The organism is Terriglobales bacterium, assembly GCA_035624455.1.
Lineage (GTDB): Bacteria > Acidobacteriota > Terriglobia > Terriglobales > Acidobacteriaceae > DASPRM01.
Map to the genome: position 1 here is coordinate 13,643 of DASPRM010000004.1, position 18,949 is coordinate 32,591.

The 18,949-nt window shown below is 57.5% G+C and carries 18 protein-coding genes and 2 tRNA genes; 10 read left to right on the forward strand and 10 right to left on the reverse strand.

All coding sequences use genetic code 11. The features are described 5' to 3' along the window. Positions 1–30: 30 nt before the first annotated feature. From VEG30_00370 to VEG30_00385, 4 genes are read right to left on the reverse strand one after another with little or no spacing between them, the layout of a single operon-like run. Positions 31–843, reverse strand: coding sequence for an ATP-binding cassette domain-containing protein (locus VEG30_00370; protein HXZ78354.1), 813 nt, complete (start codon positions 841–843; stop codon positions 31–33). Beyond that, on the reverse strand, positions 827–1,771 hold the full coding sequence (locus VEG30_00375; protein ID HXZ78355.1) for a hypothetical protein: 945 nt from the start codon (positions 1,769–1,771) through the stop codon (positions 827–829). The genes VEG30_00370 and VEG30_00375 overlap by 17 nt, the downstream gene beginning before the upstream one ends. Next, the gene (locus VEG30_00380; protein ID HXZ78356.1) at positions 1,768–3,003 is read right to left on the reverse strand and encodes an STAS domain-containing protein; all 1,236 of its coding nucleotides are present in this window, start codon (positions 3,001–3,003) and stop codon (positions 1,768–1,770) included. The genes VEG30_00375 and VEG30_00380 overlap by 4 nt, the downstream gene beginning before the upstream one ends. Continuing rightward, a complete protein-coding gene (locus tag VEG30_00385; protein HXZ78357.1) occupies positions 2,975–4,042 on the reverse strand; it encodes an ABC transporter substrate-binding protein in 1,068 nt (355 codons plus the stop codon). The genes VEG30_00380 and VEG30_00385 overlap by 29 nt, the downstream gene beginning before the upstream one ends. A gap of 169 nt (positions 4,043–4,211) precedes the next feature. Between VEG30_00385 and VEG30_00390 the strand changes: the two genes are divergently transcribed. The 3 genes from VEG30_00390 to VEG30_00400 all read left to right on the forward strand — a co-directional run bounded on the left by VEG30_00390 (position 4,212) and on the right by VEG30_00400 (position 6,339). Beyond that, entirely contained in the window at positions 4,212–5,111 is a 900-nt protein-coding gene (locus VEG30_00390; GenBank protein ID HXZ78358.1) for a DNA-formamidopyrimidine glycosylase family protein, read from the forward strand. 400 nt (positions 5,112–5,511) lie between these two features. Next, on the forward strand, positions 5,512–5,802 hold the full coding sequence (locus VEG30_00395; protein HXZ78359.1) for a DUF1778 domain-containing protein: 291 nt from the start codon (positions 5,512–5,514) through the stop codon (positions 5,800–5,802). Then, positions 5,803–6,339, forward strand: coding sequence for a GNAT family N-acetyltransferase (locus tag VEG30_00400; GenBank protein HXZ78360.1), 537 nt, complete (start codon positions 5,803–5,805; stop codon positions 6,337–6,339). It abuts the gene before it with no gap. A 115-nt stretch (positions 6,340–6,454) separates the two neighbouring features. Here VEG30_00400 and VEG30_00405 read toward each other — a convergent pair whose 3' ends face one another. Both VEG30_00405 and VEG30_00410 read right to left on the reverse strand, forming a co-directional pair. After that, the gene (locus VEG30_00405; GenBank protein ID HXZ78361.1) at positions 6,455–6,760 is read right to left on the reverse strand and encodes a carboxypeptidase-like regulatory domain-containing protein; all 306 of its coding nucleotides are present in this window, start codon (positions 6,758–6,760) and stop codon (positions 6,455–6,457) included. A gap of 1,074 nt (positions 6,761–7,834) precedes the next feature. Next, a tRNA-Gln gene (locus tag VEG30_00410) sits at positions 7,835–7,908 on the reverse strand. 245 nt (positions 7,909–8,153) lie between these two features. Here VEG30_00410 and VEG30_00415 point away from each other — a divergent pair. Beyond that, positions 8,154–8,762: a hydrolase gene (locus VEG30_00415; protein ID HXZ78362.1), complete on the forward strand. Its 609-nt coding sequence runs from the start codon at positions 8,154–8,156 to the stop codon at positions 8,760–8,762. 49 nt (positions 8,763–8,811) lie between these two features. Here the strand turns inward: VEG30_00415 and VEG30_00420 are convergent, their stop codons facing one another. Then, positions 8,812–10,551, reverse strand: coding sequence for an aspartyl protease family protein (locus VEG30_00420; protein ID HXZ78363.1), 1,740 nt, complete (start codon positions 10,549–10,551; stop codon positions 8,812–8,814). Between the two features lie 215 nt (positions 10,552–10,766). Beyond that, a complete protein-coding gene (locus VEG30_00425) occupies positions 10,767–11,714 on the reverse strand; it encodes an AAA family ATPase (GenBank protein ID HXZ78364.1) in 948 nt (315 codons plus the stop codon). Positions 11,715–12,004: 290 nt separating this feature from the next. On the opposite strand from VEG30_00425, the gene gap reads away from it, so the two are divergent. The 6 genes from gap to VEG30_00455 all read left to right on the forward strand — a co-directional run bounded on the left by gap (position 12,005) and on the right by VEG30_00455 (position 16,463). Continuing rightward, a complete protein-coding gene (gap, locus tag VEG30_00430) occupies positions 12,005–13,015 on the forward strand; it encodes a type I glyceraldehyde-3-phosphate dehydrogenase (protein HXZ78365.1) in 1,011 nt (336 codons plus the stop codon). A 119-nt stretch (positions 13,016–13,134) separates the two neighbouring features. Further along, positions 13,135–14,340 carry a phosphoglycerate kinase gene (locus tag VEG30_00435; protein ID HXZ78366.1) on the forward strand — a complete coding sequence of 402 codons (1,206 nt, stop codon included), beginning with the start codon at positions 13,135–13,137 and terminating at the stop codon, positions 14,338–14,340. 24 nt (positions 14,341–14,364) lie between these two features. Further along, on the forward strand, positions 14,365–15,117 hold the full coding sequence (gene tpiA / locus VEG30_00440; protein ID HXZ78367.1) for a triose-phosphate isomerase: 753 nt from the start codon (positions 14,365–14,367) through the stop codon (positions 15,115–15,117). A 104-nt stretch (positions 15,118–15,221) separates the two neighbouring features. Then, positions 15,222–15,306: transfer RNA gene (locus tag VEG30_00445), tRNA-Leu, on the forward strand. Positions 15,307–15,399: 93 nt separating this feature from the next. Next, positions 15,400–15,723, forward strand: coding sequence for a preprotein translocase subunit SecG (gene secG / locus VEG30_00450; protein HXZ78368.1), 324 nt, complete (start codon positions 15,400–15,402; stop codon positions 15,721–15,723). A gap of 113 nt (positions 15,724–15,836) precedes the next feature. Beyond that, positions 15,837–16,463 (forward strand): MBL fold metallo-hydrolase, encoded by a 627-nt coding sequence (locus tag VEG30_00455; protein HXZ78369.1) that lies wholly within the window; start codon positions 15,837–15,839, stop codon positions 16,461–16,463. A gap of 99 nt (positions 16,464–16,562) precedes the next feature. On the opposite strand, the gene VEG30_00460 is transcribed toward VEG30_00455, so the two are convergent. Together VEG30_00460 and VEG30_00465 are read right to left on the reverse strand one after the other, a co-directional pair. Next, positions 16,563–17,750, reverse strand: a complete 1,188-nt coding sequence (locus VEG30_00460; protein HXZ78370.1) for a pyridoxal phosphate-dependent aminotransferase — start codon at positions 17,748–17,750, stop codon at positions 16,563–16,565. 49 nt (positions 17,751–17,799) lie between these two features. Further along, complete coding sequence (locus VEG30_00465; GenBank protein HXZ78371.1) at positions 17,800–18,762, reverse strand: ROK family protein; 963 nt, start codon at positions 18,760–18,762, stop codon at positions 17,800–17,802. Between the last annotated feature and the right edge of the window lie 187 nt (positions 18,763–18,949).

Below are 18,949 nucleotides of genomic sequence, written 5' to 3' on the forward strand. Positions count from 1 at the left end.
AAGCGGTTCGTGCGTAGCATCAAACTTCGCCTACACGTATGCCGACCGGAGCATCTCGGCAGCGCTTTCGTCGAGCAGTTCGCGGCGACGCAACTCTTCGAAGCGATGCAAGAGCTCCTCGACCTGCAGGCGCTGCTTGGCCGTACCACAGCAATCGATGGTGGTTCGGCCTTCGTACATCATCACCAGGCGGTCTCCCACATTGACCGCCTGCTGCATGGAATGGGTGACCATGAGGGTGGTCAGATGGTGATGCTGGACAACCTGGCGGGTAAGGCGAATGATCTGCTCGGCGCTTTTGGGGTCGAGGGCGGCGGTGTGTTCATCGAGTAAGAGCAGCTCAGGGCGGACGAGGGTTGCCATCATCAATGTGATCGCCTGCCGCTGCCCGCCGGAAAGCAGGCCGATGGGAGTTTGGAAGCGGTCTTCCAATCCCAAACCAAGGCTGGCCAGCTGATGGCGGAGCTCTGCGCCTGAGCGGCGGCCCAGCGCCCAGCCCAGGCCGCGAGGTTGACCGCGTCTGGAGGCAAGGGCAAGATTCTCTCCGACGGTCAAATTGGGAGCGGTCCCGCTAAATGGATTCTGGAAAACGCGGCTGATAAGCCGCGCGCGGCGGTGCTCCGGCCAATGGGTGATGTTGCGTCCGCCCAAATGGATGCTGCCGCCATCCGGCAAGACCGACCCCGCAATGGCATTCAACAAGGTGCTCTTACCCGAGCCGTTGGTTCCAATCACCACCACGAAAGAGCCGGCTTCGATTTCCAGGCAAACGTGGTCCAATGCCAGCACGGTATTGCCGGCATCAGCCTTGAAGGTCTTGGTCACCTCACGCAGCGTGAGCATGGCGTAATTTGAGGCGTCGAATATGAAACCGACGTGTGATAGATGGCACCACCAGCGCAACAAAAACGAAGGCAGCCGTAATCAGTTTCAGGTCGTTCGGATCCAGACCCCAGCGGAGTGCGATAGCCACCATCAGCCGGAACAGCACCGATCCAATTATGGTTCCTGCTATGGTGAAAGCCAGGTTGCTGGAACTGATCAGGGCTTCGCCGATAATGACGCTAGCCAAGCCCCAAACCACCATGCCGATTCCCATCTGCACGTCGGCGAAGCCTTGATACTGAGCGAGCATCGCCCCGGACAACCCGACCAGCCCGTTGGACAATGCCAAACCGAGAACCGTCATGTTTTCGACGCTCACCGCAAGAGCGCGGATCATCTGCGGGTTGTCGCCGGTGGCGCGCATGGCGGTGCCCAGGTTGGTGCGGAAGAAACCATAGAGTGCCAATCCGATTACGATCGCCGAGAGAAAGGCAAAAAACAGCGAGGTGGCATCGCGTAGGGCAATTTCCCAGCCCAGGATATGGACCACATGCGCAGACCATATGCGCTGGGCGGCACTCTCCCCGAGGCTCGGAAGAGTGCGGCTGGACATAAGGGGCAGATTGCTTTTGCCCATCACATGAAGATTGATGGAATAAAGAGCGGTCATGGTGAGGATTCCAGCAAGCAGTTTGTTTATACCGAAGCGCGTATGAAACAACCCCGTGGCTGTGCCCGCGAGTGCGCCCGCGACCGCGCCTGCCGCAGTGGCCCACAGAGGATTGTGTCCTTTCACGATCAGAATGGCGGCCACGGAAGCGCCGAGGGTCAGCGAACCGTCGACGGTGATATCGGGAAAAGAGAAGATCCGAAAACTGATGTAGGTGCCCAAGGCGAGAAGCGACAGGATAAGGCCGATTGTCCAGGCGCTGACGAGTAGAGTCATATGTTCCCATCCGGATGAAAATTAAGCCGGCCGATCCAGCAGGCGCCGCGCACCAGCGTAGTATCACCTGCGCCGTTGATCGGACGCTGATCGTTGAGCAGATGCAGTACGGAGGTGACAACCTGCGACTGAAAGGCGTTATGCGCAGTTGCCGGCAGTTCAAGTAGTCCACGCTGGATGGGACGGTAAGGGAACAGAGCAGCATGGAAGTGGCCGCGGATAGCGCTATCGGGATCCAAGGGCCGGAGGAATGGAAGTACTTCCGGCCAGGCATCGGAGCTGACAATGCCGGCGGCGGCGACCGTGGAACGCGTGCCAGTGATCTCCGGCGCGAATGAAATGCACTCTCTAATTTTCGGGAAGTCCAGTTCTGTGGGCACTGCTGCCGGCGAGGATCTTAAGGCGGCGCCTACAACTCTCGACGCCTCCGCAATCATGGCAATCGCAATCGTAGTTGAACCCGAGATGTTCAGAGACTGGCGGACGATCTCGAACAGTGTCCATCGCACATCGCGCCGGGAGTCAAAACGCAAAAACTGTGTCGGCATTCCATGGCACTCGATGCCATAGAGAACGTGTATCTCGGGCACGAACTCTTCAGCGGAGACCAGGTAGTCGGGAACAGAGGCGCCATCGGTGGGAAGATGCGCACAGCATCCGCCAAGAGCAACAAATTCCCCGAATCGACATCGGCAGTCATCATAATCCGCCCCCAGTGCCCCAATTCCGAGCGCCAGATGAGAATCGGACAATTGCCGCGTTTGGCACGTTTCTGCAGAGATGTTCCCTCTCTTGACCACACTGGGAGAGTTGATGAGCCGGCACTCCATTCGTGCCGTGGGAGACAAGTTATAGACCTCAACCGTGCCACATTCCGTCTCTATGGTATTGTTGGGTGCAGTTGTCGCGGAGGCAGCGATCGCCTGCTTGCCATCGCCGAACAAGATGGGCTCCAGCGCAACCAGCTTTAGGGTTGAGCGGACACGCTCGGAGGCTTTATCGATTACGAAGGTTCCGTGGATGGCTCGGAGTTGCCGGTAGACGCGCATCAAAATGCCAATACCTGCGGAACTGAGGAAATTAACGTCGGAGAGATCGAGGCGAAGATGGAGGGCGCCGTCGTTTACGGCAGTGTTGAGTCTTTGAGCAAGGAACTCGGACCAATAATTGTCCAACCGTCCCTTGATGCTCAGCTCGAGCACATCACCGCGCTGTTGCTCGCTGATTTGCATCTGTCTCCCCAAGAACTTCGTTTGCGGAGCGCACTAACGCCGGCGGTAGTTGCAGATCCAGTTCGCGTGCGGCATTGAGGTTGAGGACCACCGAGGTCTTGGTGAACCACTCCAGTGGAATATGGGCGGGATCTTCACCTCTCATGATGCGTACCGCCAGGGCAGCGGATTGGCGGCCTGCACCCGCGAAGTCCCGTGCCAACACGACCAGGGCCCCATCATTTGCTTGCTGTCGTTGAAAAGCAAAAACCGGCAACTTCGCCCGGATGGCCGCCTGGTTGATGCTTCCGAAAGCGGATGCAGTCAAATTACCGGGAATCTGGCAAATGGCGTCGATGTGACGACTGGTCAGGGCAGCCGCGGCGTCTGGAATTTCGGTTGCGGTGCTCACCGGAACTGAAACCACTTTAATTTCTCGCGGATGAGCTGCTTTTTGCAGCTGGTTCAGCATATACACCATATTCACTTCCGAGGGAACGAAAAGCGTCCCCACTCGTTTTACCCGCGGGAACCAGGTGCGAATCAAAGCCACCATGTCTTCACTCGGCGGCGTGAGATTGACGCCAGTAAGGTTGGGCAGATGATCGGTCTCGCTTCGCCCGGCCCCGGCGATCAGACCATTTGCCACGTAGGTGAACACGATGGGCAAGGATGGAGCGCGTTGGATTGCTGCCTGTAATGTGGGGGTGGAAAATGTTATCAGCATATCGGCGCCGCCCGTCACGGCCGCATCGATCATCGCGCTGACGGTGGCCATGTCTCCCTGCGCGTTCAGAATCTGAGTTACATAGTCATGTCCTTCTTTCAGCCCGGAATCGCGCAGCCCATCGAGTACGCCCCGTTCAGACTCTTTGACGTCCAGCACGTCGTTGTACTCGATTAGATAAAGCTTCCACCTCTTTTTGTTGAGGGCGTTGTGGGCATTGTGGGAATCGTTGCTGCCCGGTTTTCGCCGGTCAAGATCGGAAAGCAGGAGAACGCTGGAGGCCAGGACGATCAGAACCGAAGCAAGCGCGAGGCTTTTGATGCTCCTCCACAACTGGTCACCCCCTAAAGCCAAAGATTCGCGCCATACTGATGAATTTGGCTAATATCAGGCCAGCACTTGCTGGATCGGGATCATGCCGGAATAGCGGCGGATTTTAGCACGAAACCTGATACGCGACGATTGAACCGATTCACGGCCTATCTTAGAGAGCATTGGATATATGCCGGAACTGCCCGACATCGTCACCTATATCCACGCGCTTGAATCGCGAATCGTGGCACAGCCTGTCCAGCAGATACGGCTGGCGAGTCCGTTCCTGCTGCGTACCACGGAACCATCCCTGGCGGAGGTGGAGGGGCGCAACGTGCGTGAGTTGCGACGCATCGGCAAACGAATAGCTATTGGAGTCGAGGGCGATCTCTGGCTGGTGCTGCATTTGATGATCGCTGGGCGGCTGCACTGGCGACAGCGAGGAGCAAAATTGGCGGGACGCCAGAGTCTGGCGGCTTTTGATTTTCCCAACGGCTCGCTCGTACTCACCGAAGCCGGCCTCAAGCGTCGGGCGTCGCTGCATATTCTGCGCGGGAAGGAGAGTCTCCAATCGGTTGACCCTGGTGGAATCGACATTTTCGCCAGCGATCTCGATGCATTTCGCCAGGCGCTCCGCGCCGAAAATCGCACGCTCAAGAGGGCACTTACCGATCCTCGCATCATCAGCGGAATCGGTAACGCCTATTCGGATGAAATCCTGCATGCAGCACAACTGTCTCCCATCACTCTTACGCAAAAACTAAGAGCGGAGGAGTGGGAGCGGCTATTCACAGCGGTTCGCGACACTATGAAGTTATGGATCGACCGGCTTCGCAGCGAAGCGGAGAACGGCTTCCCTGAAAACGTGACCGCCTTTCGCAAAGGGATGGCAGTACACGGTCGTTACGGGAAACCCTGTCCGAGATGTGGCGAAAAGATTCAGCGCATCCGCTACGCTGACAATGAAACCAACTACTGTGCTCGCTGCCAGACCGGGGGAAAGCTGCTGGCGGATCGAAGTCTGTCGCGACTGCTGCAGTCGGATTGGCCAAGAACGATGGAAGAGCTTGAGGCTCTAAAACATCGATAACGATTCGAGGACTCTATCAAAGACAACGGGATCGCCTCGAGACAAAAGACTCCGCTAAGAAATGCAGCTGCGCCACAATCAACGGATATTGGTGGGAGAAGGAAGGCGTGAAGTTGCTGAATCTATTGGGCTGCCTGCCAGGGGATTCGAACCCCGATATGCTGATCCAGAGTTTTACAGCAGTCGAGGCGGAATCTCTGGCAACGCCATTCTGATTCAGTGACTTGCGTAACCGCAAGCCCGCAGGGAAGCACCGCGTTCGAAGTATTGAAGAATCGCGCGTTGGCGCACAGGGGCTCGGACCGCATGGCACAGTTATGGCACAGGAGACTTGACAACCGGAGACCAAGAGCGTAGCCTCTATGTGTGTACGCACATTGTATGTACAACGGAGAATGTTATGGCGACGGCAGGTAAGAAACAGACGGCGAAGTCACAGAGGATTAATTTCCGCGCATCCGCCGCTGAGGAGCGCCTGATTCGGCTCGGAGCGGCGAAAAGAGGCGAGAAGGTGACGCGCTTCATCGTGCAGAGCGCCTGCAGCGCCGCTGAGGTGGCGCTCGCTGACCAGAAACACTTCGAACTGGCTCCGTCCCAATTTGCACGTTTCGCGGAAGCGCTCGACCGCCCTGCAAAGGTCATCCCGTCGTTACAAAGACTGTTCTCGCAGGAGTCGGTTCTTGAACGCTAATTGAACGAATCGCAAACAAAGCCGCCCCTCTCTGCGGTCGAACTGCTGACCTCCAATCACGACGTCAGCCAGTTTGACTGCGGCAAGCACGTTTCCCTTACAGATTGGCTGAAGCGCTTTGCCCGCATGAACCAGGCCAGCGGCGACACGCGCACCTACGTCGTGCACCGAAATCTCCGGGTGGTCGGCTACTACTCTCTTGCTCCGGGGAGCGTCTCACGGAAAGAAGCGACTGCTCGGGCAAGCAGATCGGCCTCAGAGCCAATTCCAATTGTGCTGCTTGCGCGCCTAGCCCTTGACAAGGCAGAGCAGGGCCAAGGCCTTGGCGCTGCTCTGCTGAAAGACGCCTTGCAACGGGCCTATGCAGGGGCGGAGATCATCGGCGGCCGCGCCGTCTTGGTTCACGCCATCGACGCCGAAGCTGCAGCGTTTTACCGAAAGTACGGCTTTGAGAGCTGCCCTGGCCTTGAACTCCACCTGATGCTGATGATGAAAGACTTGCGCGCCACGCTTGGCGCTCTGACAGAAAAACGGTGAATGTCGCGCCGGATTCACGGAGGACTCGGGGGATGGGTCACACGTCCCCGCTGGGGAGGAGGTAGAAGGCATTGTTGGGCGTCGGACTACTTCCCGACGCCCCACAGATGGAATCTCATCGTGAGCTGTCTTGCAGTTCCAGAGATGTGCCACCACAACTGCCGCCACCTGCCTCTTGACGTCGCAAAAGAAGCGCATCGCGCTTTGCACTCGGAGCGAGTGCAAGTAATGAGTCGCTTGAGTCGTACTCCCGATCGGGTCCTACTCTGCCGGCATCGATATGCAACACATATGTGCCAGCTGGAACGCCGTCAAAAGCAAAAGTGCCGTCAGCGTCCGAACTCGTGTTGTACACGGCTCCCGTTATCGCGTTCTGCAGTTTCAGCTTGGCGCCGACAATCGGCACGTCAATGCGGTGCAACAGTCTCTGAATGGGCGTCCCCCTTTTTGCCCGGCTGCGAGTCAACTAGCTTGCCTGCGACACGGCGGGTCGCAGGAGCTAAGTCGCCCCAGTGACCGTCAACATGGACGTAGTTGTTGTGAACAGCCCTTTTGAATTCAAATCGTTCCCGACGTCAAAACTACTTATCCACGACCAGTCAACCGTTTACGACAACTTTACGCAATTTTCCCCGGACAGCAATGGTATTGCTTAATAGCAAGGCGAATACAACCAACTATTCCAACTTTGCACTCAGTCACAACGAATTAACTTACCTTACGGCGGGTTGTGGACCGGCGCCGCCAGGGGCTCAGACCTGCAATCCCAGAGAACACCAGAAGCAGAGTGCTCGGTTCCGGGATAGCAGATGGAAGGGTTACCGACAAATCGTAGGTTCCCTCCGACGCGCCATTCAGGGGAGTTACTGATACATAAAAGACAGCACTGGTTGGGGCGATGAAGTTTGTAATCAACTCATGAAATGGAGTGCCAGGGACACCGACTGCAAGTGACGTTTGCCGAAGCGTCCCACAATGCCGGCTCCACCAAGAACGCATTAGCATTTGAGATTAAGTCGATGTTGATCGAGTCTGCGGCCGACACTGGCGGAAGGCTGAAGAAGGCGCCATTCGCGCCGCAATTCGAGGCCGTGCTTACTGATCCAAGAAGGTCGACCGTACCATTAACTACTCCAGGCGATAGATCTTGCGCCGTCGCGATCGTGCAATGGGGCGCTGCTTCCTCAACGATCGTTGATGCGCAAGCGGGAGCCGCGGCTGATAAAGCCATCACCAGTGCGAGGAGCACAATTAGACCTTTTGCAACGGTGCGCTGTCTCATGTGGCCTCCTTCCGTGTCGCAAGACTCATTCGAACAGCGGCAATTCCATTGCCAATTGTTATGAAGAAAACACCGGGTTTCCGGTCCTGCATTCGAAGGTGGATGCAGAAGCTTGCACACAGTAATCACGTGGCTACCACAGTTACGCTACTTGCGAGCGCTGAAAGTCCCCACAGAGACGAATGGGTGCAGTAGCTAAGTTGTTGGGTATATTGGCTGCCCCCCAGGGATTCGAACCCCGATATGCTGATCCAGAGTCAGCTGTCCTACCATTGAACGAGGGGGCAGCGAAAAGGCAGTTATTTCAGGATTTACGGCTGGAACCGTTCTCCACCATCGATTTTATGTATGCTGCGGGGAATGGTCAATGCTGCTTCTGGACAATCGCCGCATCAGATCCCGCCCAGAGGCCGTGTGAATGCCGGTCCGCGAGCGTTGCATGGCAGAGTCACCCGCCTCGCCCCTGGAACCCGAGCTTTCAGCGGGGGACTACAATAGTTCCGCTTCGAAAAAGTGTAGATGGTGAACTCCGATGATTGCCGCCGTAGGGAAACTGTACACTTCGCCCGATACAACTGAGTTTGCCCGACGCCCCCTCCAGGCTGAAGAATGTGCCCTGGTGGTGGTGGATATCCAGCAGAAGCTCCTGCCGCCAATCTTCAACAAAGAGGAACTGGTGCGAAATGGACAGCTGCTGGTCCGTCTCGCCAAGATCATGAAGCTGCCGATGCTGGTCACCACTCAGTACGCGCGCGGATTGGGATCGACAATTCCTGAAATAGCATCTCTGCTGCCGGAGATCGCCCCCATCGACAAGCTGGAATTCAGCTGCTTCGGCAGCGACGAATTTTGCAATTCCCTAAAGAATCTGCCAGGCAATCGCAACACTGTGCTGCTGTGCGGCATGGAGACTCACATCTGCGTGATGCAGACGGCGCTGGCAGCGCTCAATCGCGGATATTTGGTGCACGTGGCTTCCGATGCCGTGGGTTCTCGCGTGGAATGGAACTGGAGGATCGGATTGGAGCGCATGCAGGCGGCCGGTGCCCTTATCTCATCCACCGAAACGATGATCTACGAGCTGCTGCGGTCCTCCGGCAGCTCGAGCTTTAAAGAGATGCTGCCTTATTTGAAGGGCTGAATTTCTGCCGCATCTGGCGCATCTCTTGCGTTCCTGGACACAACGGCCTTCACCATCGCTTGGGATCGTAGGTGAAATCCACCAGACCGTCTCGGTAGTCGATCTTGATATCGAGAAGACGAAGCATGGCGAAACCAAGCAAGCCGGAAACATCCGTTCCGGCGCCGTTGCTCATGGATGTCATGTCGAACGCAGTCAGGTCCTGATTTTCCTGACGCAGGTGACCGAACTGGAGAATCGCTGTGTCGGCTGAATACACGTTCTTGACCGAGCCGCTGATGCCTTTGACGATCATGCCGGAGTTGCCCTGCACTTTGGTGACCTCCCTGGCGGCATCGGTGGAGATGAGATTACTGAAGGCGCCGGTGTCGAGCAGAAACAGCTTGGGTGGTATTTCGCCAATGCGGGTGGGGACCAAGAGGTAGTGCCCGAAACGGTAAACCTGCGTCCAGGACTTCATCTCCGGGGCGATATAGCGATCCTGGAGGGCAGGCGCCTGACTCGAATCATTTTTCGTGTTTGTGGAATCATCCTTCTGAGGTCGTTCTGAACCGGAACCGGAATCGGAGTCGTCGGCGTCGGCATGTAGAGCGATATTGGTCGAGCCTTCCCCAGGACGCTTCGGCAGCTCCCGCAAATACAGCTTCTCTCCCGGAAAATCGATTTCCACCAGAAAAGCATCAAAGACGTCTGCGCCGATGAGCCCATCCTCCCCGGCCACCGAGCGATCTTCAAGCACCCTCACCGGACAATCTTTGAACTCCAGGTCACCGATCTTGAGAGAATCCGCCAATCCCAGATATCCCGCTCGATTGCCTTTGTCCCCGATGCCACGAATATCGACGTCCGAGAGTCTGTGGACACCGGCTTTGACCGCCAGGTTGCGGTTGATCATGATCCCCGATGCGCCAGTGTCGAGTAACAACTTGGATTTCTGTCCATTCACTGCCACTGACAAACCGTAGCCCCGAAGATGCTGGGGGTCGAGCAATAGACGGACGAGTTCGGTTTGCGTGCTGGTGGATTTGCCGGCCAGATGGCAAGCACCCCGGGGGTCCTTCGTCCGAGCCTTCAGGTACTCGAGATACTGCCGCATATGGGCGCGGGTTTCCTCATCTTCGTAGGATTCGGCAGCGAGGGATTCCTCCAGGTATTTTATGCGTTCTGCGCGGCTTAGCCGCCTCGACCAAAGGCCAGTAATTTCCGGGTCGGTGGGGTCCATCTCGTGCGCTTTGGCGATCATGGACCAGCCACTCTTGTACATGGAAAGCGCCCATCGCACCCGCGCCAGTCCCATGTATGCCCAGGCATTGGGATATCCGGCATTAATTACGTTGACCCACTCTCTTTCAGCCTCGGGAATCTTGCCCTGGCGAAAATAAACTTCGCCCAAAGCGACCCGTACGACTGGCGAATTGGCAACTTCGAGAGCCTTGGTGATCGTCTCGTTGGCTTTCGCGACATCCTTCTTCTTCAGGTAAACGCGAGTCAGGCCGGCGTAGGCGTCTGGCGATTTCGGCCGCTCCTGAAGCAATTGCTGGTATTTCTCAATGGCATGTTCAAAATCTCCCTTGAGGTAGCAGGCTTTGGCATCGCCTAGCGGATTGGGTACGGCAGCGCCAGGCGCGGCAGCTAGTCCAGCATTGGTTGCAGCTTGCGGGAGAGTTGAAACCGCTGCAGGAGCGCCAGATTGGCCAGGGGAGTTGGATTGAGATTGGTTGTTGCCCGAATCGGCGATAGAACAAACGCTGCACCCAATCAGCAGGCACACACATAGAGCCCGAGGCATGGTTTCACCCAAAATGATCGCCGTTAAGAATAGGGGGAGGACGACATTCTGGCATGCCACTCTAGAGGGCACAAGAGCAAATCGAATTCGTGCGCTTTGTGAAGCGAGTCCCTTGCAACGAGCAGAATTACGGGCGTGCTATGGATATCAGCGCCACTGGCTTTGGCGAGCCAAGGCCGGTAGAGCGCCTCATCATGGTCGGAAGGGTTGCAAGCTCAGTAGTCTTCGGGCTCTTTAGGGAAATCCGCTGCTTCCTCGGATGACATTTCCGCTTCCGGAAAGGTCTCTGACGACACCTCTGGCGTTTCAGCCGCGGCCTGGGCAGCGCTTTTCTTTACTCGCACCACGATGATTTTCGAAAAGCCTTCATCGAAGCTGGGTGGACGCAACTTCTGCGCCATGCGCTGCATGACATCCTCGGGCACCATGCGGTGGCGCTTGCGGTTGCGCTCCATGCAGACTTCCAGGGGAACGTCGAAGAAGACGGCGTGTACGTCGTAGCCGAATTCGTGCGCCATCTTGATCCAGCCGCGGCGCTCGCGGGGGGAGAGGTTGGTAGCGTCGACGTAATTCCAAGGCATGCGCGCGATCAAGCGAGCACGCAGCAGATAGCGCAAAGTGGAGAAGGTAAGGTCTTGATAGCGCTGCTCGGTGATGTCGTCGAAGAGCAACATGCGGAGGACATCGCTGGAAAGGGGCGTAATTCCTCGGCGTCGATACCAACTCGTCTTGCCCGAGCCGGGGAGTCCGATGGCCAACACAACCGTACCGCGAGGCTGACGTTTTGCGGGGGTGGGTGCGGTGACCCCGGGCACGACGGCCGCTCTGCTTTCGTCTAGAGATTCGGCTCCCGCCTGGGCGCTGGGTTCGGCGGTTGCTGCTTCCTGCCGCGGGGAAGCGGTCGTCTCCGGCGTGGGCCTGACACGCGGCTGTTCCGGCCGAGCCCCGCGCCTGCGGCGGCGACGTCCACGCGCAGCGGGAGGCTGGTTCCGGCCGGGTTCGGGAGCCGCGGCAGAATCGCGCGCTTCTGCCGGCGGCGGCTCGGGTTGAGATTCCTGGACTGGCGTCTCCCCAGGTTCCGGATAGGCAGGCTGCAGCGGCGCTTCGGTTTTGGCAGGAGCTCCATTTCCCCGCCGACGTCGTCTTCTCTTACCGCGATCCATGATGGGATTGGAACACAATCCCCCCTGCACGAGCAATCACCGAGGCAAACTGCAACCGGGTGGAAATCAGTTCGATTTTCTTGGAAACTTGCACGCGCAAGAATGCAAGCAAAATCGCACTTGATCGTCCGTTTGGTATGCATTTTTGGGAATGACACGAATAGTAAATCTGGACAAGTAGGTCGTGATGCCCGTCATTTGCGCGCTTCTGGGTCGGATGTTAGGATTTTTTGCTTCGATAGTGTGTGGGAAATTTTTCTTAATAACCGTTCCACGTTATGGAGGTTGCAATGGCAATTCGAGTAGGAATTAATGGTTTCGGCCGCATTGGACGCAACGTTCTGCGCGCATCTTTGAACGATCATAATCTGGAATTCGTAGCGGTCAATGATTTGACTGACGCCAAGACCCTGGCGCACTTGCTGAAATACGATTCTGTCCTTGGCAACCTCCATAACAATGTCTCAGCCGGCGAAGATTGCGTGGTGGTGGATAACCGGCGCATTCGCGTGTTCGCCGAAAAGGATCCGGCCAAGATCGATTGGGAGTCGGTGGGAGCGCAGGTTGTGATCGAGTCGACCGGACGTTTCACCAATGCGGAAGATGCCAGGAAGCATCTCCGCGGGCCGGTGAAAAAAGTGATCATCTCGGCCCCCGCCAAGAATGAAGATCTGACGGTGGTGCTGGGCGTGAACGAGGACAAGTACGATCCCGCAAAACACCATATCGTCTCCAATGCGTCCTGCACGACGAATTGCCTGGCGCCAGTGGCCAAGGTGGTTAATGACAGCTTTGGCGTGGTTAGTGGGACCATGACGACGATCCATTCCTATACCAATGACCAGGTAATCCTCGATTTTCCCCACAAGGATTTGCGCCGCGCCCGGGCGGCTGCGATATCCATGATTCCCACAACCACGGGTGCTGCCAAAGCCATTTATCTGGTCATTCCCGAGCTGAAAGGCAAGCTGGACGGCTTCGCCATGCGGGTGCCCACGCCCAACGTCTCAGTGGTCGATCTGGTGGTTTTCACTGAGAAAAAGACCACGGTGGAAGAGGTAAATGCGGCGTTGAAGAAGGCTTCGGAATCCGGGCGCCTGGCGAAGTATCTGGGGTACGAGAATCACGAGCTGGTTTCCGCGGATTACCGTGGAGACTCGCGCTCTTCGATTGTGGACGCTCCGCTGACTCGGGTGGTCGGGGGCAATTGCGTGAAAGTGATTGCCTGGTACGACAATGAGTGGGGGTACTCCTGCAGGGTGCGTGACCTGATTGATTACATGGGCGGCAAAGGCTTATAGCTGACCCGTTAGACGAGTTGCAAACATCCGGCCGCCTTGTTTTGGAGTCAACCATCGCTTTGAAAGCCGTCCGCAGCCGCCGGGGAGTGTTTCGGCGGCGTGCGGCGGGAGGTGCGTGAATGTCAAAGCTGTCGGTTCGCGACCTTTCTCTGAATAATCATCGCATCTTCATGCGTGTGGACTTCAACGTTCCACTCGACGAGCACGGGCGAGTGACCGACGACACGCGCATCCGCGAAACCCTACCTACCATCGAGTACGCACTGCGACATGGGGCGCGACTGATCCTGGCTTCGCATTTGGGCCGTCCCAAGGGAAAGCCGAGCCCGAAGATGAGCCTGCGGCCTGTAGCCGAGCGCCTGCGCATGCTGCTGGACAGCAATCTGAGCCGCGGCGAGAACGTCGGCTTTTCCACCGACTGCATCGGGGTCCAGGCAGAAGAAATGGCTGGCAAACTGGAGCGCGGGCAGACGCTGCTTCTGGAGAATCTGCGTTTCCATGCGGAGGAAGAGGCGAACGACGAAAAGTTCTCCAAGGAGCTGGCCAAGCTGGCCGACTACTATGTGAACGATGCCTTCGGGGCAGCTCACCGGGCGCACGCCTCCACAGTTGGGATCACGCATTACGTGGAGAAATCCGCAGCCGGCTTGCTGATGGAGAAGGAACTGGAATACCTGGGACGGGCGCTGCACAATCCTGCCAAGCCGTTCATTGCAATCCTGGGCGGGGCCAAAGTCAGCGACAAGATTGATGTGATTCGGAGCCTCATGACTCACGTCGATGCCCTCCTCATTGGCGGGGCGATGGCTTACACCTTCCTGAAGGCCGAGGGCAAGCAGATCGGCAAATCCAAGGTTGAAGACGACAAGATCGAATTGGCCAAGGAACTGCTCCAGGAGGCCGCGCAACGCAGGGTGAAATTCCTGCTTCCGGTGGATCATGTGGTTGCGTCAGAGATATCAGCCGATGCATTGACTCGCACGGTAGACGAAATACCCGCGGACGCCATAGCGCTGGATATTGGCCCGAAGACGATTGAACGGTTTGCGGAGGAGATCAGCCGCGCAAAAACCATCGTGTGGAACGGCCCCATGGGGGTTTTCGAAGTCCAGCCGTTTGCGCGGGGAACGAACCGCATTGCGCAAGGCGTAGCTGCGAACGCCGGAGCCGTCTCGATTGTCGGTGGAGGGGATTCCGTGGCTGCCGTGAGGAACGCCGGGGTCGCCGACAAGATCACGCACATCTCCACCGGCGGGGGTGCGTCGCTCGAGTTTCTGGAGGGCAAGAAGCTGCCCGGTGTGGAGGCCTTGACCGAGAAGAAATAACTTCGGACCCGCCATTTCCAAGCTATGCCGCGCAAGAAACTGATCGCTGCCAATTGGAAGATGTATAAGACCCCGGAGCAGACCCGGGAATTCTTCGCCAACTTTCTGCCCCTGGTGTGGGATCACCAGCGCGACGAGATCGTGATCTGCCCACCGTTCCCGGACATCCCCGCAGCGGTGGAAGAAGCCAAGGGCTCACGCCTGGGAATCGGCGCGCAAAACATGTTCTGGGAAAAGGAAGGCGCTTACACCGGGGAGGTTTCCGCTGCAATGCTGCTGGCTGTGGGATGCAGCCATGTGATCATTGGCCACTCGGAGCGGCGGCAATATTTCGCCGAGACCGACGATACGGTGAATAAAAAGCTCAATGCAGCCTTGGATGCCGGGTTGACTCCGATTGTTTGTGTGGGTGAGATGCTGGAGGAGCGCGAGGCTGGTCTGACCGATGACGTTCTGTGCCGCCAGTGCATCATGGGCCTGCGTGGCATTTCCGGAGAACGAGCATCCAAGCTGGTCATCGCCTATGAGCCGGTGTGGGCCATTGGGACGGGCAAGACCGCGACCCCAGAGATCGCGGCCGATGCCCACCGAACGGTTCGCGCCGAAGTGGCTAAAGCTGTGGGCCAGGAGGTCGCGGACCGCATGCGCATCCTGTATGGCGGCAGCGTGAAGCCGGACAACGCCAAGGCGCTGATGTCAGAAGCGGAGATCGATGGCGCGCTGGTTGGCGGAGCCAGCCTGGATCCCAAATCGTTTGCGGCGATTGTGCGGTACTGAAGTGCTGGTTCCAATCCTTTGCAGCCGCTTTGTTATAATCGCTTTACAAGCTGAAGTTTGCGGTCGGCTGGTTTTGCACCCCTCCAAACCGGTCTGGCTGGTGTGCGGAAGTGGTGGAACTGGCAGACACACCATCTTGAGGGGGTGGCGCCGAAAGGCGTGGGGGTTCAAATCCCCCCTTCCGCACCATCATTCCCCCACAGCTTCGGGAATTAAAAGAAAAGGCTACGCTGAGCTGCTGGAGTCGTTCGAAGAGCCAGGCGCGGCCGGTTGGGAATTGAAATGGTTATTCTGATCACGGCTATTCATGTTGCTGTTTGTCTTTTTCTGATCGTGGTTGTATTGCTGCAGAGCGGCAAGAGCGCCGACATCGCCGCGGCGTTCGGCGGCATGGGCAGCCAGACGGCTTTCGGCCCGCGCGGTGCCGCTACTGTGCTCAGCCGCGCCACTACCTGGTCTGCCATCTTATTCATGATTACTTCGATCACCTTGTCTGTGTTGGCCTCGCGACGCTCGAGCTCGGGTTCGGTGCTCCAGGGGATCAAGCCCGCTCCGACGCAGCAGCAGAAGGCTCCGGCGAACCCCAATCCGCCGCTGCAGAAGTAAATCCGAGGTTCTCACTCGGCTCTTAAACCAACTCCCCACCCTAGCCAACGGAAGGCCTGGATGGGGACCCTCAGCATCGCGGATGAGGTGCTAAGCTAGCTCCAAGAGCGTCCATGATCCACGAGATCTTTCCCGTCGGGCCGCTGCAGTGCAACTGCTCTGTCGTAGGGGACGAAACCACGCATGAAGGCATGGTCATCGACCCGGGCGACAACATCGAGCGCGTGCTCGAGATCCTGAAAGAGCACGGCCTCAAGTTGAAGCAGATCGTGATCACCCACGGCCACATTGACCACGTCGGTGGTGCTATGAAGCTGAAACGGGCCACCGGAGCACCTATCCTGATCAACAAGAACGATTCCACCCAGCTCGGGTTGCTGGATATGCAGGCGTCATGGTTAGGTATGCGCGCCCCGGGGCCAGTGGACATCGATGCCAGTCTGGAAGAGGCGGATCAGCTTGAGGTGGGGCAATCTCGGGCTACAGTGATGCACACCCCCGGTCATACCGAAGGCAGCACCTGTCTCTACTTCCCTGCCGAAAAAAAACTGATCGCCGGAGACACGCTGTTCGCGGGAAGCATCGGGCGAACCGATCTCCCGGGCGGAGACTTCGACAAAATCATGCGCTCGCTGCGCGATCGGCTGATGGCACTACCTGATGAAACCGAAGTCATCCCCGGGCACGGGCCGCTAACTACGATAGGCGAAGAGCGCGAAAGCAATCCCTTCCTCCAGTAGATTCCGAGAGTTGGTGTCTACGGATCGTGCAATCGGGTAAGTGGTAATCGGGCAATCTGGAAAACCGCCAGACTGCCGTCACGCGTGCAGGCAGACCTCTCAGGACGAAGCACCCACAAAGCTCAAGAGTTCGCGGATTCCAGCCGCGAATTCCGCCTCGGGCGTGATCAAGCTCACTACCAGGTAGCCCTCGGAGTGAAAATCATAGAAATGGCCAGGGTGAACCAGTATCTGCCGCTCTTCAAGCAAGCAGATGACGAGTTCCTCGTCAGGCCGAGTACTAGGAACGCGCAGGATCGCGTACCATCCACCTTCAATCAGCAGGCGTGAGCAAATTTCTTGCCCCGCAACCTGCCGATCCAGTTCTGCCAAGTTGGTTTGAATGCGGCGGCAAAGCTGCCGCTGAAATTCATATCGCGTTCCAAGCAGGACAGGCGTGGCTATTTGGACCGGCGTGCTCACAGATAGATAGGTATCGGCAATCACCTCCAGACGAGCCAAGGCTTCTTGCTGCTGTTTTGTGTCACCGCTCACTGCGAGCCAGGCCAATTTCATCTGCGGAAGGCCGGCGATCTTCGAAAGTCCGCTGAGCGTGAATGTGAGCGCTTCCCTGTTAAGCGCGAAACTGGTACGCACTTCGCCATCGAGAGCGAAATCTAGAAAAACCTCGTCGACGATCAGGGCCAGCCCGCGCGCTCTGCAGATTTCGTTCAGCCTGCGAATTTCCGGCTCATGAATGTATGACCCGGTGGGATTGTTCGGATTCACCAGGATGATGGCGCGAGACTTCGACGAGAGAGCGCGCTCGAGCGAGTGAAAATCAATCTGCCATCCATGGTCATAAAACAATTCGAACGAAACCAGCCGCACATCCTGGAGGTCAGCCAGAAACTGAAACAGAGGATAGCTAGGACTCGGAACTAGAACTTCATCTCCAGCGTTGCACAACAGGCGAAACACGTACGAGTAGGCTTCGCTGGTGCTGGTGGTCAGGATGATGTGATCGGGATTGGGGGCCGGCAGGTTGCGGGAAGCATCAACTCGAGAACGATAGTAGGCTGACACGGCCTCGCGAGCGGGAAGAAGTCCCTTCGGTTCCGGATCGTATGAGAGCGCTGCCGGATTTGAGAACGCGTCTACTATCCTGGCAGCGTCGTAGTGCAGCCCGACTTTGGTCGGGTTCGACGCGGTCAGATCGAGCAGCTGTTTGCCACGTGCCCGCTGTCTGGCGAGCGATTCGGCGAATCGGTTGGGTTCGAGATTCCAGCCTGTGCGGTTGGAGAACATACGGACCAATGTATCGGGATCGGCCTTCGGGTTTCCAGTGTTGTGGAAGTTAGCGCGAAGTTTCTTTCGATGCCGCTTCCCAGGCCAGGCGTGCGGCGCCAAGGAGAGCTGCCTTGTCACCAAGCTTGCTCAGTTTGATTTGAACTTTCTTGGCGAGCAAGGGATGACAGCGGGCGAGTGCGGTCTGCGTGAGTTCGTCCCAGAACAGATCCGCGGCGCTGGTCATGCTGCCGCCCAGCACGAGCATCTCGGGATCGAAGAGGCTGATGAGGCTGGCCGCTGCTAATCCCAACTGACGGCCGGCACGCCGGAAGATGTTGCGGGCGGTAAGATCGCCTTCGCGAGCGAGCGTGGCGACGTCGGCCGCAGTGAATTTGTTGGGATCGTATTCGGCGAGCAGGCCGCCAAATCCGGCATCTATGGCGTTCTTTGCTGCCCGCACCACGCCGGACTCAGAACAGAAAGCTCCCAAACCCCCGAAGCGGCGCACTTCAAATCCATCCGCCTCGGAGACTGCCATCCACGCCGCATTTCCCGACAAGCCGTGAGACCCTTTCAGCAGGCGCCCGCCAGTCAGCACCCCCGCTTCGATCCCGGTTCCGGCAAGCAACAGCACCACATCATTTTTCTTTGCCGCCGAACCCTTCCATGCTTCTCCCAGCAGCATGGCATTGCGATGTTGTTCTGTGAGCAGAGGGATCTTAAGCTTCTTCTGAAGAGCCTTTACGACTTCAGCTTCGTTCGTGCTGGAGGGTCCCGGTCGCTTTATGCCATCAGACTCGTTGGCAACCGTCCCACCGACCGAAACGCCGCCGGAGACCAGTTTGTATTTAGTGCGAGCCGATTTAGCGACTGCACTCGCGAGATCCAGGCAGCGGTCCGCAAATGCCGATTGCGAGGTGAATTCCGGAGTGGCTTCCGATCGCTCCGCCAGGCTCTTGCCGCTGCGGTCGATCACCGCAAGCACAATGCGCGTTTTGGCGAAATCGGCGGCAAGCACTGCGGAAATCACCTGATGTTCCTCCAGGGACGGGAAAGCAGAGCCTATGCTGCCTGATAGGCAAATCTGGTCATCGGCTGAGCTTTCAAAAAGCGATTCTAGTGTGGTCCGACCGCAACCACAAAAGCAGAAATCACGCGCCCTTGTGACAAACCACTGGGGCTGGAGATGGGTGCACAACCGGATAATGGCTTCGCTG